The sequence below is a fragment of the Microbacterium sp. TNHR37B genome, from assembly GCF_001620065.1.
Lineage (GTDB): Bacteria > Actinomycetota > Actinomycetes > Actinomycetales > Microbacteriaceae > Microbacterium.
Map to the genome: position 1 here is coordinate 962,190 of NZ_LQGV01000003.1, position 20,329 is coordinate 982,518.

At 70.0% G+C, this 20,329-nt stretch carries 15 protein-coding genes; 9 read left to right on the plus strand and 6 right to left on the minus strand.

What is annotated here, in order from left to right; translation table 11 throughout:
• Positions 1-24: 24 nt before the first annotated feature.
• The gene (locus AVP41_RS12470) at positions 25-7,017 is read right to left on the minus strand and encodes a beta strand repeat-containing protein (RefSeq protein WP_067164886.1); all 6,993 of its coding nucleotides are present in this window, start codon (positions 7,015-7,017) and stop codon (positions 25-27) included.
• A gap of 187 nt (positions 7,018-7,204) precedes the next feature.
• On the opposite strand from AVP41_RS12470, the gene AVP41_RS12475 reads away from it, so the two are divergent.
• From AVP41_RS12475 to pknB, 7 genes are all read left to right on the plus strand, one after another.
• Entirely contained in the window at positions 7,205-7,945 is a 741-nt protein-coding gene (locus tag AVP41_RS12475; RefSeq protein ID WP_067164889.1) for an FhaA domain-containing protein, read from the plus strand.
• Positions 7,942-8,460 carry an FHA domain-containing protein FhaB/FipA gene (locus AVP41_RS12480; protein WP_067164893.1) on the plus strand — a complete coding sequence of 173 codons (519 nt, stop codon included), beginning with the start codon at positions 7,942-7,944 and terminating at the stop codon, positions 8,458-8,460. The genes AVP41_RS12475 and AVP41_RS12480 overlap by 4 nt, the downstream gene beginning before the upstream one ends.
• A gap of 13 nt (positions 8,461-8,473) precedes the next feature.
• Positions 8,474-9,706 carry a PP2C family protein-serine/threonine phosphatase gene (locus AVP41_RS12485; RefSeq protein WP_067164896.1) on the plus strand — a complete coding sequence of 411 codons (1,233 nt, stop codon included), beginning with the start codon at positions 8,474-8,476 and terminating at the stop codon, positions 9,704-9,706.
• Complete coding sequence (locus AVP41_RS12490; RefSeq protein WP_067164899.1) at positions 9,703-11,094, plus strand: FtsW/RodA/SpoVE family cell cycle protein; 1,392 nt, start codon at positions 9,703-9,705, stop codon at positions 11,092-11,094. The genes AVP41_RS12485 and AVP41_RS12490 overlap by 4 nt, the downstream gene beginning before the upstream one ends.
• Complete coding sequence (locus AVP41_RS12495; protein ID WP_067164902.1) at positions 11,091-12,548, plus strand: peptidoglycan D,D-transpeptidase FtsI family protein; 1,458 nt, start codon at positions 11,091-11,093, stop codon at positions 12,546-12,548. The genes AVP41_RS12490 and AVP41_RS12495 overlap by 4 nt, the downstream gene beginning before the upstream one ends.
• Positions 12,545-14,320, plus strand: a complete 1,776-nt coding sequence (locus AVP41_RS12500; RefSeq protein WP_067164905.1) for a serine/threonine-protein kinase — start codon at positions 12,545-12,547, stop codon at positions 14,318-14,320. The genes AVP41_RS12495 and AVP41_RS12500 overlap by 4 nt, the downstream gene beginning before the upstream one ends.
• 87 nt (positions 14,321-14,407) lie before the next feature.
• On the plus strand, positions 14,408-16,090 hold the full coding sequence (gene pknB, locus AVP41_RS12505; protein ID WP_269454416.1) for a Stk1 family PASTA domain-containing Ser/Thr kinase: 1,683 nt from the start codon (positions 14,408-14,410) through the stop codon (positions 16,088-16,090).
• Between the two features lie 26 nt (positions 16,091-16,116).
• Here pknB and AVP41_RS12510 read toward each other — a convergent pair whose 3' ends face one another.
• Genes AVP41_RS12510 through AVP41_RS12515 form a run of 3 tightly spaced genes read right to left on the minus strand, consistent with a single transcriptional unit; the run spans position 16,117 to position 17,628 of the window.
• Positions 16,117-16,779, minus strand: coding sequence for an anthranilate synthase component II (locus AVP41_RS12510; RefSeq protein ID WP_067164910.1), 663 nt, complete (start codon positions 16,777-16,779; stop codon positions 16,117-16,119).
• Positions 16,772-16,930, minus strand: coding sequence for a hypothetical protein (locus AVP41_RS16845; protein ID WP_197464328.1), 159 nt, complete (start codon positions 16,928-16,930; stop codon positions 16,772-16,774). Before AVP41_RS16845 ends, AVP41_RS12510 begins: the two co-directional genes overlap by 8 nt.
• Complete coding sequence (locus AVP41_RS12515) at positions 16,930-17,628, minus strand: class E sortase (protein WP_331709392.1); 699 nt, start codon at positions 17,626-17,628, stop codon at positions 16,930-16,932. The genes AVP41_RS16845 and AVP41_RS12515 overlap by 1 nt, the downstream gene beginning before the upstream one ends.
• A gap of 106 nt (positions 17,629-17,734) precedes the next feature.
• Here AVP41_RS12515 and AVP41_RS12520 point away from each other — a divergent pair, with 106 nt between their 5' ends.
• On the plus strand, positions 17,735-17,977 hold the full coding sequence (locus AVP41_RS12520) for a cell division protein CrgA (protein ID WP_067164914.1): 243 nt from the start codon (positions 17,735-17,737) through the stop codon (positions 17,975-17,977).
• A gap of 113 nt (positions 17,978-18,090) precedes the next feature.
• Here AVP41_RS12520 and AVP41_RS12525 read toward each other — a convergent pair whose 3' ends face one another.
• Together AVP41_RS12525 and AVP41_RS12530 are read right to left on the minus strand one after the other, a co-directional pair.
• A complete protein-coding gene (locus AVP41_RS12525) occupies positions 18,091-18,957 on the minus strand; it encodes a rhomboid family intramembrane serine protease (RefSeq protein ID WP_067164918.1) in 867 nt (288 codons plus the stop codon).
• Positions 18,958-18,982: 25 nt separating this feature from the next.
• On the minus strand, positions 18,983-19,540 hold the full coding sequence (locus AVP41_RS12530; RefSeq protein WP_067165940.1) for a peptidylprolyl isomerase: 558 nt from the start codon (positions 19,538-19,540) through the stop codon (positions 18,983-18,985).
• Between the two features lie 134 nt (positions 19,541-19,674).
• Between AVP41_RS12530 and AVP41_RS12535 the strand changes: the two genes are divergently transcribed.
• The gene (locus tag AVP41_RS12535) at positions 19,675-20,250 is read left to right on the plus strand and encodes a DNA helicase (protein ID WP_067165943.1); all 576 of its coding nucleotides are present in this window, start codon (positions 19,675-19,677) and stop codon (positions 20,248-20,250) included.
• The last annotated feature ends 79 nt before the right edge of the window (positions 20,251-20,329 follow it).

The following is a 20,329-nucleotide window of genomic DNA, read 5'->3' on the forward strand; positions in this document are numbered from 1 at the left end:
CAGACCGCGATCCCACCCGTGACCTCAGTCCTGCTCGGTCTGACGACGACGGCGCCAGCCGAGGATCGTGACACCGGTACCGGCTCCGAGGGTGAGGACCCCGAGGAGGCTCCACCACAGGAGCGCGGCCGAGTCGCCGCCCGTGCCCGGGAGGCTGCCGTCGCTGCCGCCGTTGCCGGCCGGGCGCCCCTCGGTACCCCCGTTGTCGGTGCCACCGTTCCCGTTCCCGCCGCCGTTGCCTTCGCCACCGGTCCCACCACCGTTGTCGGTGCCGCCGTTGTCGGTGCCACCGTTGTCGGTCGGCGCAGCCACGGTGAGCGTGGACTCCGCCTCCACGGCGCCATCGCGACGGACGACGACCGTCAGCATGGCCTCCTCGCCCGGCTCGAGACCCGTGACGATGAGGTACGCCCCCACACGCTCGACCGAGCCGCGCGACGTCGTGACCTCGTACTCGGCGTTCGGGTCGTAGTCGCTGATGAGGACCGTGATGGTGCCGTCCTCATATGCGGGCTTGCCGAACTCCGCGGGAACGCCCGGGTCGAGCGCGGCGCCGTTGGTGCCGGCCGCGGCGGAGGTCGCCCCCGTCGCCGAGGCGGTCACGGTGATGACGGCCGACTGTCCGGGGCGCAGGCCCGTGACGGTCACGATGTTCGCGCCCGCCGGTGCCGCCGGTGCGACAACAGCTGCCACCCGCCGCGGAGCGTTCGCTCCGATCGTGGCGCTTCCGGCCGAGGACTCGACCGTGTAGGTCACCTCCGGGTCGAAGTTGGTGATCGGGACGGTGAATCCGGTCACCGTGCGGGTGACGGCGCCCAGGATGGGCCGGACGCCTCGGTCGAGGGCCGAGCCGGTGACCGTCGTGGTGGTCGTCGTGGCGCCTTCCTTCGTGGCGGTGACGGTGACCTCCGCCGTCTCGCCGGGGCGGAGGCCGGTGACCACGACCACACCGTCGACGATGATGGCCGTTCCCGCCGTGGTGCTCACGGTGTAGGTGGCATCGGGGTCGGGGTCTTCGATCGCGAAGGAGAAGCCGCCTGCGCTGCGGGTGACCTCTCCGGCTTCCGGGACGGAGCCGCTCTCGAGGGCCGTGCCCACGACATTCGCCTCCGCATCCGTGCGGCCCGTCTTCGCGACCGAGACGGTGACCTCGGCCGACTCCCCCGGCTCCAGGCCGCTGACGACGACCATGCCGTCGAGGAGACCCACCGTGCCGACGTTCACGGCGACGGTGTACTGGGCGTCGGGGTCGAAGTTGGTGATCGGCGCGAGGAAGCCGTGCGCGGTCCGCGTGAGCGCGCCGAACTGCGGAGCCACACCAGCCCCCAGCGCGGCACCCGCCGTCGACTCGGTCGCCGTGGTGGCGCCCGGTGTCGACACGGTCACCGTGACGGTCGCCGTTTCCCCCGGCTGCAATCCCGTCACGGTGACCACGCCGTCGGCGATGGTCGCCGAGCCCGCGGTCGTCGACACGGCGTACGTCGCGTCGGCATCCACGTTCTCGATCGGCACCGTGAAGCCGTCCTCGGTGCGGGTGAGGTCGCCGAACTCAGGCTTCACTCCCGTCTCCAAGGCCGTTCCGGTGGCCGACTCCTCGGCGTCGGTGAAGCCGTCCTTCGCCACGGTGACCGTGACGGTGGCCGACTCCCCCGGCTCCAGGCCGGAGACGGTGACGACACCGTCCGCGACCGTTGCCGTGCCTGCGGTCGTCGTGACCGCGTACGTCGCATCCGGATCGACGTTCACGACCGGAACGGAGAAGCCGTCCGACGTGCGCGTCACCTCCCCCAGGTCGGGTGCGACGCCTGCGGCGAGCGCGAACGCGAGCGCCGAAGACTGTGCGGGGGCCTCGCCGGATCGAGCGACGGTGACCGTCACCCATGCCGACTGTCCCGGTTCGAGACCGGTCACGACCACGACGCCGTCCACGATCGACGCCGTGCCCGCCGTGGCGCTCACCGTGTAGGTCGCGTCCTCGTCGTAGTCGTCGATCGCCACGGTGTAACCGCCCGCCGTGCGGGTGACGGCGCCGAGATCGGGAGCGGAGCCCGAGGTGAGGGCGCGACCCGACGTGCTCGCCGACGCGGGGGTCGCCCCGGGCGCGGCGACGGTGACGGTGACCGTTGCGGTCTCGCCCGGCTCGAGTCCGGTGACCGTGACGATGTCACCGTCGATGGTGGCGGTGCCCGAGGAGGAGGTGACCGTGTACTCGGCGTCCTCGTCGAGGTTGTCGATGACCACGCGGTAGCCGTCGACCGTGCGGGTCACCTCGCCGAACGTGGGAGCGACGCCCGCGTCGAGTGCGGATCCTTCCCCCTCGGTGTCGGCGTCGGTGCTGCCGGTCTTCGAGACGGTGACGGTGACGGTGGCCGCCTGACCAGGCTCCAGCCCGGTGACGGTGACGACGCCGTCGCCTCCGATGGTCGCCGAACCGGCCGTGGTCGTCACGTCGTAGTCGGCGGCCGGGTCGAGGTTCTCGATCGCGACGGTGAAGCCGTCGGCCGTCCGCGTGATGTCGCCGAGCGCGGGTGCGACGCCGGCGGCGAGCGCAGATCCCGACGTCGTGCCCGACGCCGAGGCGCGGTCGGCGCGCGCGACGGTGACCGTGACGCCAGCGGTCTGTCCGGCATTCAGGCCTGTGACCGTGACGACACCGGCGCTGACGGTGGCCGTACCCGCCGTCGAGGTGGCGGTGTAGGTCGCGAGGGGGTCGACGTTCGTGATGCCCACGGTGTACCCGTCGGCCGTGCGGGTCGGAGTGCCGAACGTCGGCGCGACGCCCGGAGCGCGAGGGGTCACCGCGTTCGACGACGCCGAGGCCGATCCCGGGCCGGATGCATTCCGCGCCACGACCCGGAACTGGTAGCTGACGCCGTTCGTGAGCCCCGTCACCGTCGTGCTGGTACCGGTGGCCGTGCCGCACGACGTGAAGGATCCGCCGGACGCCGAGCAGAGGATGTCGTACCCGGAGATCGTCGAGGTGCCCGCGGTCGGCGCGGTCCACGACAGCGCGGCCGAGGCGTTCCCCGCAGCGGCGGTCACCGAGGCGGGCGCTCCGGGGACGGTGCCCGGGGTCGCCGGCACGCGCGGGTTCGACCGCTCCGAGTACAGCCCGCCCTGCGTGAGCGTCTGCACCGACACGTAGTAGGTGGTGTTGTTGGTGAGACCGGTCAGCGTGCACGTGAGGGTCGCGGTCGTGCACGTGGTGATGGTGGATCCGGCGCCCGCTGCGCTGAACGCGGTGGCCGTGTACGACTGCACCACGCCGCCGTTCGCATCGGCGGCGGTCCAGGCCACGACGATGGAGTTGTTCGCCGCGGTCGCCGTGATGTTGCCCGGCACGCCGGGGTAGCCGATGGGCTTTCCGGAGCCGGCGTTGGAGGCCGCACCCGCGCCGGCCGCGCTGACGGCCCGCAGCTTCACCGAGTAGGTCGTGCCGTTGGTGAGGCCCGAGATGACCAGCGGACTGCTGAGGCCGGACAGGTCGGCCCAGGTCGCGCCGTCGTCGGTCGTGTACTGGTAGCGCGTGATGGCGCGGTCACCCGCGGCGCCCGCGGTGAAGGCGACGGTGAGGCGCTGATCGCCGGCGGTCACCGAGGTGATCGTCGGTGCCGCCGGCCGGGCCAGCGGCGTGCCCGTGGCGCGGGGAGCGGACGCGGGGCCGGCGCCGGCGACGTTCGACGCCGTGACGGCCACGTAGTACTCGGTGCCGTTGGTGAGCCCGGTCACGGTGCAGCTCGTCGACGCCGTGGTGCACGAGGCGACGACGCTCGTCGAGGTCGCCGACGCGTAGACGCGCGCGGTGTATCCGGTGACCGCGCTGCCCCCGTCGGACGAGGGAGCAGACCAGGTCACGTCGAGCGAGCCCGTGTTCGAGACCGCGGCGACCGACTGCGGTGCGCCGGGAACGGTGCGCGGGGTGGTCGTGGCCACCGCGGAGGCGGCACCGGTCCCGATCGCGTTGATCGCACGCACCTGAACGTTCACGGCCGTGCCGTTGGTCAGGCCGGTCAGCACGAACGACGTCGCGAGGCTGGCGGTGTCGATCCAGGTGTCGCCGTCGAGCGAGTACTCCACCCGCGTGAGCGGAGAGCCGCCGTCGCCGGTCAGGGCGTAGGACACCGAGACCGCGGAGTCGCCCGGCGTCACGGTGACCGTGGGACGCGGCGGGGCCGAGGCCGGGGCGACCGTCACGATGTTGGAGACCGGGCTGACGCCGGCCGAGTTCACCGCGCGCACCTGGAGCGAGTACCCCTGGCCGTTGACGAGGCGGACGCCGGTGTCGGCGGAGGGCGAGGTGATCGCCAGCGGAAGGGAGGTCCCCGATGCGGTGGCCCAGGTCGCACCGCCGTCGGTGGAGTACTGCCACGAGGTGATGGCCGCGCCGCCGTTCGCGCCGGGTGTGATGTCGGCCGTGAGGGTGCGGTCGCTGCGGACGACGGAGGTCACCGTCGGACGCTCGGGAGCCGAGGCCGGCGTCGCCGATTCCGGAGCCGAGGGCGAGCCGGTCCCGACGGAGGAGATCGCCCGAACGCGCACCGACGCCGACACGCCGTCGGTCAGGTCGCCGATCACGAACGAGGTCGAAAGGCTCCCCGTGGAGGTCCAGGCGCCACCGTTCACGCTGTACTCATAAGCGGTGATCGCCCGGCCACCGTTCGCACCCGGGGTGAAGGCCACCGCCACGGCGCCCGAACGAGGGGTGACCGACGAGATGGTCGGCGCGGAGGGAACATCCACCGGCACGCCGTCGACGACGGCCGAGGCCGCCCCCGCGCCCACCGCGGTGATCGCGCGGATCTCGATGGGATACGTCTCGCCGGAATCCAGCGGAGTGGATCCGTCGGAGGACGACGTCGTGAGGACGATCGGCGAGGCGGTGTCGCCGCCGTCGTCGCGAGTCCGCCACGTGGCACCGCCGTCGGTGGAGTACTCGTAGCCGGTGATCGCGCTGCCGCCGGTGGTCGCCGGGGCGGTGAAGTCCACGGTGAGGGTCACCGGGTCGGTGGCGGAGACCGCCGTGATGGTCGGCGCCGAGGCGAGGCCGCGCGGGGTGCCGGAAACGGTCGAGGACGGCATCCCGGAGCCGAGCGCGTTGATCGCCCGCAGTTGCACGCCGTACGACGTGCCGTTGGTGAGGTCGGTCAGGACGAAGGTCCCCGCGTGGGGCACATCGCTCCACGCTCCACCGTCCACCCGGTACTGCACACGCTGGATCGGGCTGCCGTTGCTGTCGCCGAGCTGGTAAGCCACGGTGAGCGTCTCGTCACCCGGGGTCACGGTGACGCCGATCGGCGCGGCGGGCACGCCCGGGGTGCGCACGGTCACGGCGTCGGAGGCGACACCCGCACCCGACGCGTTGACCGCGCGGACGGCGACGGAGTACGACGTGCCGTCGTCGAGCCCGGAGATGACGACGGGGCTCGAGGTGCTCCCGGTGGAGACCCAGTTCCCCGAGCCGATCCGGTACTCGTACCGGAGGACGGGTGAGCCGCCGTCGAAACCGGGCGTCACGTCGAGGCTGATCGTCTGGGCCGCTGCCGTCGCGCTGACGATCGTCGGCGCGCCGGGCACGGCGATGGGCGTGCCCGACGCGGGCGTGCTGGCCGCACCGGCACCGACGGAGCTCGTCGCCCGCAGCTCGACCTGGTACGTCGTGCCGTTGGTGAGGCCCGGGATGGCCAGAGGTGAGGTGGTTCCCGCCGCGGGCAGCCACGAACCGCCGTCGACGCGGTACTCGTACCCGGTGACCGGTGCTCCGGACGTCGGCGCGGTGAACGACGCGCGGAGCGCGCCGTCCTGGCCCTCGAGCGAGGTGATCGTGGGAGCCGACGGCGCAGCGTACGGCGTGAGAGGCGCCGACTGCGCCGAGAAGTCACCGGTGCCCTCGGTGGAGACGGCGGCCACACGGAAGACGTAGGCGGTGCCGTTGGTCAGGCCGGAGATCGTGGTGTCGGTGCGTGCCGAGCCGACGAGGGTCGAGGCGCTCCAGGTGGAACCGCCATCGGAGCTGTACTGCACCGCGTAGTCGCTGACCGGGGCGCCACCGGCCGACGCCGGCGGGTTCCACTCGAGGGCGACCGACGACACGCCCGCGACGCCGCGGACGGCCGACGGCGCGGAGGGCGCACCGGTGTCGTAGGAGATCGTGATGGAGCCGTTGGTGCCGTTCGCGGCGACGTACTGGTAGGAGGAGGTGAGGCTGCTTCGCCCCGCGGTGCTGTTCTGTCCCACCGAGCCGCCGTAGCCGAACCACTCGTTGGAGGTGCCAGCGCCGAACTCGATGGCACCCTGGGCGCCACCCTGCGCGCCACCGCCGCCACCGCCGGAGCCGCCGCCGTCGTCGTTGCTGCAGGAGACCTGCGCGCAGCGGTCGAACGCGTTGATGCCGGTCTGGCCGTTGGTCGACGTGGTGTCGGTGCGGCCGACGTACGTGCCGTCGGCGTTGCGTCCCCGCGTCGGGGCGAACTGACCCGACCCACCGTTGCCGCCGCCGCCGGCGGCGACGATCTGGTCGGAGCCGATCACGACGACACTGGCCGCACCACCGGCGCCGCCCTGGCCGGAAGACCCGCGGGTGCCGGTGCGGCCACCGGGACCGCCGTCGAAGCCGGCCAGCGGGTTGTTGCCCCCCGCCGGTGCCGCCGTGGCTCCCGACGTGCTGGATGTTCCGGTCGTGCCGCCCGAGCCGACGGCGATCGTGATCGTCGATCCCGGCGTCACGGCCACGCTGCCGCTGACGACCCCTCGATACGATCCGAGGTCGGGAGCGGCTGTCGCGTCGGCGCCGCCGTTGCCGCCCAAGCCACCCACGAGCGTGAGGTTGAGGGCGGTGACGCCGGCGGGCACGACGAACGACGCGGTCGAGCCGGTGTAGGAGTAGGTGTTCGTCGTGGTGGTCGGCGCTGCGCTCGCGGGAGCGGCGGCGACGGCGATCAACGACGTGGTGAGCAGGGCGATGACACCGGTGGCCGCCGTGAGGCGTGCGGAACGGCGTCGTGCAGACAGGCGCGACATAGGGGGCTCCTCGTCGGGGGAAACTCCGAGCGGGCTCCCGGAGCATGAGGGTTTTCTCATCTTATGAATGAGCCGTACGCCGTGTCCCTCAGTTTCTCCTCAGCTTTTGCCCACCAGGGCGCCATCCGCGGGCATTCAGACTGTGCAACTAGCATGTGAACACCGGTCCGCCTGCCAGAGGAGCCCCGTGGGACTACTTGACAGCTTCGAGAAGGGACTCGAGCGCGCCGTGAACGGCGCGTTCGCGAAGACCTTCCGTAGCGGTGTCCAACCTGTGGAGATCGCGTCGGCTCTGCGTAGTGAGCTCGACACGAAGTCCGCCGTGGTCAGCCGCGACCGCATCCTCGCGCCCAACACGTTCTCCGTGCGGCTGGCTCCGGCCGACCACGAGCGCCTGAGCGCGCTCGGCACCACCCTCGACACCGAGCTCCTGCAACTCGTCGAGGCACATGCACAGGCGCAGGGCTACAGCTTCGCCGGCCCGGTGACCATCTCGCTCCGCGCCGACGAGCAGCTGTCGACCGGAACCGTACGCGTGGATGCACGCACGGCAGCGGGCGAGGTCGCCTGGCGCGGAGTCATCGACGTCGAGGGCAAGAAGCACACCCTCACCAAGAGCCGCACCGTGATCGGCCGCGGGTCCGACGCCGACATCACGATCTCCGACGCGGGCACCAGCCGGCGGCACGTCGAGATCCTCTGGGACGGCACCCGCGCGATGGTGCGCGACATGGGATCGACCAACGGCACGAAGCTCAACGGCGCTCCGGTGTCCGAAGCAGCCCTCACCAGCGGGGCCGTCGTGACGATCGGTCGCACCGACATCGTCTTCTCGGTCGTGCCCCAGGCGACGCCCGCACGCCCGCCGCTTCCGACCACTCCGCCCGACGACGCGACGCGGGTGTTCGACCACGGGGGCGCGTCGTGAGCTCGCTGACGCTCCTGCTGCTGCAGGTGGGCTTCCTCGTCCTCCTGTGGTTCTTCGTCTTCGCGGTCGTGTACTCGCTGCGCGCCGACGTGTTCGGCGTCAAGGCGCGCAAGCTCCCCGACCCGGCGCCGGCGGCTCCGGTGGCCGCCCCCGCCGCTGCGGCCACCGCGCCCGTCGCGCCGGTCGCCTCGGCGCCCGGCGGCCGGGAGAAGGCGACGGCGGCGACGGTCTCGCGCATCGTCATCACCAGTGGCCCGAAGTCCGGCCTGGAGGTCCCGCTCGGGAGCGAGCCGGTGACGATCGGACGCTCGAGCGAGTCGGGTCTGGTCATCCGCGACGACTACACGTCCAGCCACCACGCCCGCCTGCTGCGGTGGGGCGACCAGTGGATGATCCAGGACCTCGACTCCACCAACGGCACCTGGCACGACGGCGAGCGCGTGAGCACGCCCGTGCCGGTGATCGTCGGCGCGACCATCAAGGTGGGCGCGACGACCTTCGAGCTGCGGAAGTAACGGGCGCATCTCCATGGTCTTCGAGGGGTCGAGCGTCGCCATCTCCCACACGGGCAAGGTGCGGTCGAACAACCAGGACTCCGGCTACTCGGGGTCCAACCTGTTCGCCGTGGCCGATGGGATGGGCGGGCACGCTGGCGGCGATGTCGCCTCGAGCCTCGCGATCCACCGCCTGAAGAGCCTCGACCACGCCTTCCCCTCCACCGATGCGGCAGAGCGCGCCCTGCGCGACGCGATCACCGACACCGCGACCGAGCTGATCGACACGGTCGTCGTGCGCCCGGAGCTGGCGGGCATGGGGACGACCGTCAGTGCGATCGTGATGGTCGACGACTATGCCGTGATCGCCCACATCGGCGACTCGCGCGTCTACCTCTATCGCGACGACGCCTTGACCCAGATCACGACGGACCACACGTTCGTGCAGCGCTTGGTCGACTCGGGCCGCATCACCCCCGAAGAAGCGCGCTACCACCCCCGCCGGTCCGTGCTCATGCGCGTGCTCGGCGACATGGACCCCGATCCCGAGATCGACGCGTTCGTCATGCAGACCCAGCCCGGAGATCGCTGGCTGATCTGCTCCGACGGCCTGTCGGGCGTCGTCGACGACGCCCACACCTCCAAGACGCTCGGTCAGGGTCACGCCCCGGGTCGCACTGCCGACCTGCTCCTCAAGCAGGCGCTGGATGCCGGCGCGCCTGACAACGTGACGATCGTGCTCGTCGACGTCGGCGGAGCCCACCCGGTCGTCAGCGGAACGCCCACGATCGTCGGCTCGGCCTCGAACCCGCTCGGTGTCGAGGTGCCCGCGGCGCGCCCCGGACGCACGAGCTGGCTGCACCCCGGGCGCCAAGCGGCCAACGAGCCGACGCACTTCGAACCGGCGGCCGAGTTCCTCGAAGAGGTCATCGAAGAGGATCGTCGCCGGGCCCGACGGCGGCGGATCTGGTGGCTCGTCGGCCTCGTGGTGACCCTGGCCGCCCTCGCGACCGCGCTGTTCGGCGCCTACCAGTGGACCCAGACGCGCTACTACATCGGGGCCGACGACGACTCGGTGGTGATCTACCGAGGGATACCGCAGGACCTGGGGCCGATCTCCCTCTCGTCCGTCTACGAGGACACGGGCATCCTGCTGGCCGACCTCCGCGCCTACCAGCGGTATTCGGTCGAACGCACGATCAGCGTCCGCTCCCTCGCCGACGCGCAGGCTCGCGTCGACAACCTGCGCCCGGAGGTGACCCCGTGACCGCCTCGCCCGATACCGCCGACGTCCGCGCCGACACCCAGGTGCTGAAGGCCCTGCGGCGACTGCGGGTGCCGCAGACCCACCGCAACCGCGAGCTCTGGCTCCTGCTGTTCGCCTTCCTCCTCAACGGCGCCGCCACGGTGCTCGTCCAGTTGGGCGCGATCGGCCGGCTGGACTGGTCGTTCCTGTCGTTCTGCGGAGGCCTGGCAGCGCTCGTCCTCGCCCTCCACGTCGTCCTGCGCTTCAAGGCGCCCTCGGCCGACCCGTTCGTCGTCCCGATCGCGACCCTCTTGACGGGCCTCGGGACGGCCATGATCTACCGGATCGACCTCGCGAAGGGGTGGGAGGGATGGACCGGGTTCTCCACGCGCCAGCTCGCGTGGTCGGCGATCGCCCTCGCGGCCGCCATCGCGATCGTCATCCTCCTCCGCAACTACCGGGTGCTGTTCCGCTACACCTACGTGTTCGGCTTCACCGGCCTGCTCCTCCTCCTCTTGCCGTTCGTGCCGGGCCTGGGCGTCAAGGCCGGCGCCGACGTCTGGGTGTCGGTGGCGGGCGTGTTCTCGTTCCAGCCGGGCGAGCTCGCCAAGATCGCCCTCGCGATCTTCTTCGCCGGCTACCTCGTCCGCACCCGGGAGGCCCTCGCCTCGGTCGGCACCCGGTTCCTCGGGGTCACCTGGCCTCGGGCCCGGGAGCTCGGACCCGTGCTCGTGGTGTGGTTCGCCTCGCTCGGGATCATCGTGCTGCAACGCGACCTCGGCACGGGCCTGCTCATCTTCGGCATGTTCATCGCGATGATCTACGTGGCGACCGGCAAGACCAGCTGGGTGCTCATCGGGGTCACCCTCGCCGTCTCCGGTGCCCTCCTCGCCGCCCAGGTGCTGCCGTACGTGAAGGCCCGCTTCACCAACTGGCTCGACGCCTTCAACCCCGACACGATCGACGGCTCCAGCATGCAGCTGGCCAGCGGCATCTTCGGCCTCGCCCAGGGCGGCATGCTCGGTACCGGCCTCGGCCAGGGGCGTCCCGACCTCACCCCGCTCGCCTGGAGCGACTACATCATTCCGAGCCTCGGTGAAGAGCTCGGGCTCATCGGCCTGTTCGCGATCCTGTGCCTGTACATGGTGTTCGTCAGCCGCGGCATCCGCGTGGGCATCGCGGGTCAGGACGACTTCGGGAAGCTCCTGGCGACCGGGCTGTCGTTCACGATCGCGCTCCAGGTGTTCATCATGGTCGGCGGCGTCACGCGCCTGATTCCGCTCACCGGACTGACGACGCCGTTCCTCGCGGCCGGAGGCTCTTCGCTCGTGGCCAACTGGATGATCGTCGCCCTGCTCCTGCGCATCTCCGATGCCGTCCGCTCGCGTCCCCGGGTGGTGATCGGATGACCAAGGAACTCCGCCGGCTCAGCATCGTGATGCTCGTCATGTTCCTGGGGCTCCTCGGCGCCGTCAGCTGGATCCAGGTGGTGGCCGCGAACGAGCTGCAGGCCAATCCGCACAACAAGCGCGCCCTCTTCGACTCCTACGACGTGCAGCGCGGATCGATCTTCGCCGGCAGCGAGGTCATCGCCGCCTCCGAGCCGAGTGACGACGTCTACAGCTGGCTGCGCACCTACCCCGACGCGCAGATGTGGGCGCCGGTCACCGGCTACTTCAACCCCGAGCTCAATTCGCGCACCGGCCTGGAGAGCGCGATGAACGGCCCGCTGGCCGGCACCGGGAGCTCGCAGTTCCTCGCGCGGATCGAACGCATCGTCAGCGGTCAGCCGCCGCGCGGCTCCGACGTGATCACGACGATCGACCCGTCCCTGCAGAAGGTCGCCTACGACGCGATCAAGAAGTATCAGGGCGCCGTCATCGCGATGGAGCCGGACACGGGACGGATCCTGGCGATGGCGACGAGCCCGAGCTTCGACACGAATCTCCTCGCGGCCCACGACTCGAAATCGGTCAACGAGGAGTTCGACCGCCTCAACGCGGATCCCACGAAGCCGCTGTACAACCGGGCGATCGGCGGGGACCTCGACCCGCCGGGATCGACGTTCAAGCTCGTCATGGTCTCCGCGGCCCTCGCCTCGGGCAAGTTCACGCCGGAGTCCACCTTCGACAACCCGGCCACGTGGACCCTGCCCGGCACGTCGACCAAGATCCACAACTTCGATCGCGGCACGTGCGGGCCGGGCAAGAAGGTGACCCTCGCCGACGCCCTGCGCCTCAGCTGCAACATCCCCATGGCGCAGCTCGCGGTGGCCCTCGGCACCGACGCGATCCGCGCCGAGGCCGAGAAGTACGGCTTCAACACCTCGTTCGAGATCCCCCTGTCCTCGACCGCGTCGGTGTACCCGCAGGGCTTCGATCCGGCGCAGACGGCGTTGAGCGGTTTCGGCCAGAGCGATGTGCGCGCCTCCCCGTTGCAGATGGCGATGGTCTCGGCCGGGATCGCCAACGACGGGGTGGTCATGAACCCCCGCCTCGTCGACTCGGTCGTCGCCCCCGACCTCACGGTGCAGGAGAGGTTCGACAACACCGAGTTCGGGCGGGCGCTGACCCCCGAGCAGGCGGACACCCTGACCCAGCTGATGATCGCCAATGTCAGTAACGGAGCGGCCAGCGGTGCAAGAATAGACGGCGTCGACGTCGCCGGGAAGACGGGCACAGCGGAGCACAATCCCGGCGATCCGTACACGCTCTGGTTCACCGGGTTCGCTCCCGCGGAGAACCCGGAGGTCGTCGTCGCCGTGATGGTGCAAGACGGTGGAGGACTCGGCCAGAACGGCACGAGCAACGGGATCGCGGCCCCCATCGCGAAGAAAGTCATTGAGGCGGTGCTGAGCGAATGAGACCGACGCAAGGTGTGAGCTTCGGCGGACGGTACGAGCTGGACTCGAGGATCGCCATCGGCGGCATGGGCGAGGTCTGGGAGGCCACCGACCACGTCATCGGCCGGACGGTCGCGATCAAGATCCTCAAAGACGAGTACATGGGCGACCCGGGCTTCCTCGAGCGTTTCCGCGCCGAGGCCCGTCACGCGGCGCTGGTCAACCACGAGGGCATCGCGAGCGTCTTCGACTACGGCGAGGAGAACGGCTCCGCCTTCCTCGTCATGGAGCTCGTGCCGGGCGAAGCACTCTCCACCATCCTCGAGCGCGAGGGCTCGCTGTCCACCGACAAGACCCTCGACATCGTCGCTCAGACCGCCTCGGCGCTGCAGGCCGCCCACGCCGCGGGGCTCGTGCACCGCGACATCAAGCCCGGGAACCTGCTCATCACCCCCGACGGCCGCGTCAAGATCACCGACTTCGGCATCGCCCGCATCGCCGACCAGGTTCCGCTGACCGCCACCGGTCAGGTCATGGGAACGGTCCAGTACCTCTCTCCCGAGCAGGCCTCCGGCCACGCGGCGTCTCCCGCGACCGACACCTACTCCCTCGGCATCGTCGCCTATGAGAGCCTGGCCGGAAAGCGTCCGTTCACCGGCGAGTCGCAAGTGGCGATCGCCATGGCGCAGATCAACGACGTCCCGCCGCCGCTGCCGGCCACCGTCGCCGAACCGGTGCAGAACTTCGTGATGAGCATGATCGCGAAGAAGCCGGAGGATCGCCCCGCCACCGCGTCGGCCGTCGCGCGGGCCGCGACCGCGCTGCGACGCGGCGATGTCGCCGGTGCAGCCGCCATCGTCCCCGCCATCGCGGGGAGCACCCCCGTCGACGAGGTCACCCAGCTCCTCACCGGTGGTCTCGGAGGAACCGAGGCCACGCGCCTGCTGCCCACCACGGCCGCCGTCGATGCGCCGGCCCCGCCGACGGAGGAGAAGAAGCGCAAGCGGAGCCCGTGGACGTGGCCGCTCGTCGCGCTCATCGCGCTGCTGCTCATCGTCCTCGCCGGCACGGTCTTCACGCTCCTCAACAACAACGGCGAGCCGGACCCGACGCCCAGCAGCCCGTCGCCGAGCAGCCCCTCCGCGCCGCCGTCCACACCGCCCACCTCTCCGAGCGCAGAGCCGACGAGCGTCGCGGTCGACAGCCTCGGCCTCCGGGGCAAGACGTGCGACGTCGCGCTGCAGCTCGTCGAGGACGAAGGCCTCACGAACGCCACGTGCGAGACCGGTGACGCCGCCACGAAGGAGAGCGACGTCGGAAAGGTGTACGAGTACAGCCCCCAGGGCAATGTGAAGTTCGAGGAGTCGTTCGTCATGCGCGCCTACGGTCCCGTGACCGCGCTGGAGCAGCCGGGTGCCGCGACCATCCAGGACGACACCGGCAACGCCGTCGACTCGGTGGAGGCCGGCGGCACGGCCTACATCGGCTGGCCGACCAACTATCAGTGCGCGGCCGGCGGTGTGATCTCCACGTACGAGATCTCGCTGACGAACGGAACGTTCAACGTCTCGGGTTCCCCGTCGAAGGCCAACTTCGGCCTGTCCGACATGCCCGTCGCGGTCACCGTGACCGGAGGCGTCGGGAGCCGGCTCAGCGTCACCTATACCGTGACCTGCACCAACGGCGACAACGAGCAGGTTTCGCCGTCCGCCCCCACCGCCGAGGCACGGATCGTCGCGGCACCGTCTCCCGATCCGGAGCCGTCCGAGGAGGGCGGGGACACCACCCCCTGACAGAGGTCACGTCCACCATCGTCCCAGCGAGGGTCGGTTAGGCTGGCGAGGTTCAGCACAGGGAGTGAAGTGTCAGCAGAGCCGCGCGTGCTTTCCGGTCGTTACCGCATCGACGAGCTCGTCGGTCGCGGCGGAATGGCGACCGTGTACCGCGGGCACGACCTCACCCTCGGCCGCACCGTCGCCATCAAGATCCTGAAGACCGAACTGGCGGCCGACAGCGCGTTCCGCACGCGCTTCCGCCTGGAAGCCCAGGCGGCCTCGCGGATGTCGCACCCCGCCATCGTGCGGGTCTACGACGCGGGTGAAGACGTCGAGACGGCCGAAGACGGCACCACGCGGGCCGTTCCGTACATCGTCATGGAGCTCGTCCGGGGTCACCTCCTCAAAGACATCATCTCGGCCGGACCCGTCAGCGTCGCCGACGCGATCCGCTACACCGACGGCATCCTCGAGGCGCTCGAGTACTCCCACCGCGCGGGCGTCGTGCATCGCGACATCAAGCCGGGCAACGTCATGGTGACCGAGCAGGGGCAGGTGAAGGTGATGGACTTCGGCATCGCCCGAGCCGTCTCCGATTCCTCGTCGACCGTCGCCGAGACGACCGCCATCATCGGCACTGCATCGTACTTCTCGCCCGAGCAGGCCAAGGGCGAGCCGGTCGATGCCCGCGCCGACCTGTACTCCGCCGGGGTGGTGCTGTACGAGCTGCTCACCGGGCGCCCGCCGTTCCGCGGAGACACTCCGGTCGCGGTGGCCTACCAGCACGTGAGCGAAGCGCCGGTTCCTCCCTCCGACCTGGTGGCCGCCGTCCCGCGCTCCCTCGACTCTGTCGTCCTCCGCGCGCTCGCGAAAGACCCGTATCAGCGGTTCGCCGACGCTGCCTCGTTCCGGCACGCCCTCGATGCGACGGGTGACGGCAAGACACCCACCAAGCGCCAGGTCGGCGCCCTCCACAGCGAGCTGTACGGGGCCAACCCGCGACAGGCGGCGGAGACAGCTCGGTCGCTGCGCCAGCTCAGCACTGACACGACGATGCGCCGTACCCAGACGGGCCCGCCGGTCGCGTGGATCTGGACCGGCGTGGCCGTTCTCGCGGCCCTGCTGATCTCGGTGTTCATCTGGGTGATCGCCAGCCGTCCGCAGCCGACGCTCCCCGAGAACGTGCGGAAGGTCCCGGACATCGTCGAGATGGCGTGGGATCGCGCCGAGAAGGAGCTCGTGGCGAACGATCTCGAAGCCACGAAGGTCGAGGAGAACAGCGACACCGTCGCGGCCGGCAATGTGATCCGCACCGATCCGATCGCAGGAACCCGCGTCGAGCCGGGCGAGGAGATCACGGTCTACGTCTCGACCGGCCAGAAGCTTGCCACCGTGCCCAGATTGGAGAACCTCTCCCGCACCGAGGCGACGGCCGCCCTCGACGACGCCGGCCTGACCCTGGGCACCGTCACGACGCGCAACGACCCCAAGCTCGCCGCCGACACCGTCATCTCGGCGAGCCTCGACGAGGGCGCGGAGGTCGCGGTGGGGACGAGCGTCAACGTCGTGGTCGCCAGCGGCAAGGTCACCGTCGTGGACATGTCCGGCTACAGCGTCGACGCCGCGGAACGCGCGCTCGAAGCCGATGATCTCGGCCTCACGGCGAACGTGATCGAGGATGCGAACTGCGCCGGCAATCCCGACGCTCCCATCGTCAAGTCGCAGTCGGCCGTCGGTGACGTCGCGATCGGATCGACGATCGATCTGGTCGTCTGCACCGGATCCTGATCCGGTCCGCCTCCGACGTCCTGTCCTCAGCCGCCCTGTCCATGCGGGCGCAGCTCGGCACCGCGCGCGGCCGCTCCGGAGAGCCCGATGCTCTCGAGCCAGTTCCCCAGCAGGCGGTACCCGCCCTCGGTGAGGACGCTCTCGGGATGGAACTGCACGCCGTGGAGCGGCAGCATCGTGTGCGCGATCGCCATCACCACGCCGGCGCTCGTCCGCGCCGTGACGACGAGCTCCGGCGGAAGGGTCTCCCGCACCACCGCCAGGGAGTGGTAGCGCGTGGCCGCGAACGGATTGGGCAGCCCGTCGAACAGTGCCACCGTCTCGTCGTGGTGCACCTCGGACGTCATGCCGTGCAGGAGCTCCGGCGCGTGGGTGACCGTCGCTCCGAACGCGACGGCAAGGGACTGGTGTCCGAGACAGACTCCGAGGAGCGGCGTCCCGGCCGACGCCGCCGCCCGCACGACCGCGACCGACGCCCCCGCGCGCTCGGGCGTGCCCGGACCCGGCGAGACGAGTACGCCGTCGTGGCCGGCGATCGCTGCGACGGGGTCGTGGATCTCATCCGACTCGACCACCGAGACGCGCGCACCGAGCTCTCTCAGGTAGCCGATCAGCGTGTGGACGAAGCTGTCGTGATTGTCGACGACGAGGACGGAGCGAGCGGGTGCCGCGGGAGTGTCCTCAGCCACCGATGGTGGAGTCCTGCGGCGAGATGAACTGCGAAGCCCAGGGGAAGACGTACCAGAACAAGCCGTAGAGAGCCGCCGCGATCAGTGCGATCACGATGATCACCCGGAGCCACACGGGCCCGGGCAGGAGACGCCACAGTGCACCGTACATCAGGCGGTCTCTCCTTCGGTCAGGGAGGCGGGGGGTCCGTCCGAGCGAGGCGTGAAGTCCTCGAACAGGGCGTAGGCGATGATCCGCTCGAGCATGTTGAACTTCGGAGCGCAGCTCGTGAGCGTCAGGTAGCGTCCGTCCGCGTCCATTCCCACCTGCTGGGGCACCGGAAGCAGCACGTCGACCTGGGTGTCCTGCACGTACTCGAGGTTGCGGAACCGGTAGGTGTACCAGCCGGCCTTGGTCTCGATCACGATCGCGTCGCCGACGACGAGCTTGTCGATGGGGTCGAAGGGCGCACCCGAGGTCCACCGGTGGGCGGCGTAGACCGTGTTCCCCTCTTCACCGGGCATCGCGGTGTCGGGGTAGTGCCCGATCTCACCCTGGTCGAGGATGTCGGGTCGGGTGACTCCTCCGGCGATCGTGAACTTCCACTTCTCGCCGAAACGAGGGATCCGCATCACGCCGAACTCATCGCCGTGCTTCGGCTGGTCCAACACCGGGATCGCCGGTGCACCGGCGGGGGGAGCCGGGTCGGGCTGATACTCCTGCGCCCACGACGTGACGAGGTCATCGGCCTCGGCCTGCTTCTGCGACCCGATGATCCAGTCGCCGATCCACATCTGCCACGAGACGTAGAGCAGCGCCACAACCCCCGCCGTGATGAGCAACTCGCCGAGAACACCGACGAACGTCACCCGCCGCCGAGGCCTCCGCGCGCGCGACGAAACTCCGCTTACTTCCCCCACACCCGCGATTGTGCCACACCATGTGCTGAACATCACCTGACGATAGGATCGTCGCATGGCACGTTCAGGCAACGACGAAGACCCGATCGTCGAGCAGCGCGACGGCGAGCAGGCACCCAATCCGGTGTGGTTCAAGCCGATCATGCTCGGACTCATGATCATCGGCCTCGTGTGGGTGATCGTGTATTACCTCAGCGGGTCGAACCAGTTCCCCATCCCCGGCGCCGGGGGGTGGAACCTCGTCATCGGCTTCGGCATCGCGTTCGTCGGGTTCCTGATGACCACACGCTGGCGCTGACCGGGATTCCGCGCGGTTACGCCCTCCACAGGCGGTTCCACAGGTGTGAATGACACCGGTGTAATTCATCCCCATCTGTGGATGAAGCTGTGGATAACCTCGCTCGGGGTCGCTCAGATGTAGAGCAGCGCAGGGATCGCGAGGAGCGCCAGCAGACCGACCCCGGTCGCGCCCAGCAGCAGTTTCTGCGTCCGCTGCTGACGGATCGCGCGCGTGCGGGCGAAGATCACCCCCACGAGGGCACCGACGAGACCTCCGCCGATGTGCGCCTGCCACGAGATGTTCGATCCGGGCAGGAAGGTGATCACGAGGTTCAGTCCCAGGAGCACCGCGATCGCCGTGACGTTGGCACCGAGGTGACGGCCGATGACGAACATCGCACCCAGGAGACCCCAGACCGCACCGGATGCCCCGACCACCCAGGTGCCAGGTGCGAGGAGAGCAACGAGCACCGAGCCGCCGAGGGCGCTCAGCAGGTACAGCGCGGTGAACCGCCACCGCCCGAGGAGGGGTTCGAGACTGCGTCCGAGCGCCCACAGCGCGAGCATGTTCAGCGCGACGTGCCAGATGCTCGCGTGGACGAGCGTGACCGTCAGCAATCGCCACGGCTGCAGGTTCGGGCCGGGGAGCACGAACACGCTGTTGAAGGCGAGCCACCACTCGACCTGGCCGCCGACCCGGGGGATCAGGCTCACGAGGTAGAGCAGTGAGGTGAGGGCGACGATCGCGTAGGTGACGACGGGCGTCCCGTCGGAGCGACGCATCGCCCGCACCGCACGTGTGCCGCGCGACGGTCGCGTGGCCTTCACTGTCTTCTGCTGCTCGCGCAGACACTCCGGGCAGATGACGCCGACAGGCATCTGCGTCTGGCACTCGGGGCAGATCGTGCGCGTGCAACGCTGGCACAGCACGAAGCTCTGCCGGTCGGGGTGCCGATAGCAGAAGTTGTCGGGGTTGGCCCGGAGGTCGGGATTCGTCACGCGAGCGGAGCGCGGGTGCGTCGGGTCAGGCCGCGACGACGTCGATCGAGGAGATCACGACCGGCTCGACGGGGCGGTCTCCGGCGCCGGTGGGCACGGCGGAGATGGCATCGACCACGGCGCGCGATGCGTCGTCGGCGACCTCGCCGAAGATCGTGTGCTTGCCATTGAGCCACGGAGTGGGATCGGTCGTGATGAAGAACTGCGAACCGTTCGTGCCCTCCGCCTGACCGGTGATGGCGTTGCGGCGAAGACCGGCGTTGGCCATGGCCAGCAGGTACGGGGAGCCGAAGGTGAGCTCCGGGTGGATCTCGTCGTTGAACGTGTAGCCCGGGCCGCCGACTCCCTGGCCGAGCGGGTCGCCGCCCTGGATCATGAAGTTCGGGATGATGCGGTGGAAGACGACGTCGGTGTAGAGCGGTCCCTCACCGGGCTTGCCCGTGGCGGGGTGGGTCCACTCCTGCGTGCCGTCGGCGAGACCGGTGAAGTTCTTCACGGTGCGCGGGGCGTGGTCTCCGAAGAGGTTGACGACGATATCGCCGTGGTTGGTGTGGATCGTCGCGACTGCGGTGTGGATGGGCATGCTCACCATTCTCCCACCTGTCAACCCCTGGCGTGTCGCTGGTGGTCTGGCAAGATAAGGAACACGGGATATCAGTTCGTATGGACAACCGTTCATTGACGCACCCAGACGAGACCCAGACGAGGGAGGGCTCCGTGAGCCTCAGCCGCAAGCGCAAGAAGCAACTCCGCAAGCTGCAGAAGGATGCCAACACCCTGTGGGAGTCGCAGCAGGTTCTGCTCGGCCAGGCCGGCGACGTAGCGCGTGAAGCCGGACGTCAGCTCGGGAACTACAGCCGCGAGCAGGTCGTTCCGACGGTTCAGCACGGCTACGAGAAGTACGCCGCCCCGGTCGTCTCGCGTGGCCTGCGCACCTCCGCCAAGGTCTACAACGAGCGCCTCGCGCCGGCCGCCGGTGCCGTGATCGGCTCGGCTCTGTCGGTGTGGGACGCAGCGAACGAGAAGCGCGATGCCCTCGCCTCCGGCCGCGGCTTCGGTGCGATCGACGTCGACAAGCTGCAGAAGAAGGCGCAGAAGTACGGCAAGAACGCCACCAAGCGTCTGACGGTCGCCGCCCCGCCCGCGAAGAAGAAGATGGGTGCCGGCGGAGTGCTGGCGATCATCTTCGGTATCGCCGCCGCCGCGGGAGTGGTCTACGCCGCCTGGCAGACGCTGCGCGCCGACGACGAGCTGTGGGTGGCGGACGACCCGCTGCGCGCTCCTGACGCCTGAGCACCCGCCGTTGGTCCGGGTGGGACGCGGGGGAACGGGGTCGGTCGGTGACTGAAGAGTGGGACGACGAGACGACGCG

What these genes read in the sequence shown, in the direction of transcription:
- AVP41_RS12485 (WP_067164896.1), top strand. Translation starts at nt 8,474, where the DNA reads ATGGTCTTCGAGGGGTCGAGCGTCGCCATCTCCCACACGGGCAAGGTG.
- AVP41_RS16845 (WP_197464328.1), bottom strand. Translation starts at nt 16,930, where the DNA reads ATGTACGGTGCACTGTGGCGTCTCCTGCCCGGGCCCGTGTGGCTCCGG.
- AVP41_RS12470 (WP_067164886.1), bottom strand. Translation starts at nt 7,017, where the DNA reads ATGTCGCGCCTGTCTGCACGACGCCGTTCCGCACGCCTCACGGCGGCC.
- AVP41_RS12520 (WP_067164914.1), top strand. Translation starts at nt 17,735, where the DNA reads ATGGCACGTTCAGGCAACGACGAAGACCCGATCGTCGAGCAGCGCGAC.
- AVP41_RS12500 (WP_067164905.1), top strand. Translation starts at nt 12,545, where the DNA reads ATGAGACCGACGCAAGGTGTGAGCTTCGGCGGACGGTACGAGCTGGAC.
- AVP41_RS12495 (WP_067164902.1), top strand. Translation starts at nt 11,091, where the DNA reads ATGACCAAGGAACTCCGCCGGCTCAGCATCGTGATGCTCGTCATGTTC.
- AVP41_RS12530 (WP_067165940.1), bottom strand. Translation starts at nt 19,540, where the DNA reads ATGCCCATCCACACCGCAGTCGCGACGATCCACACCAACCACGGCGAT.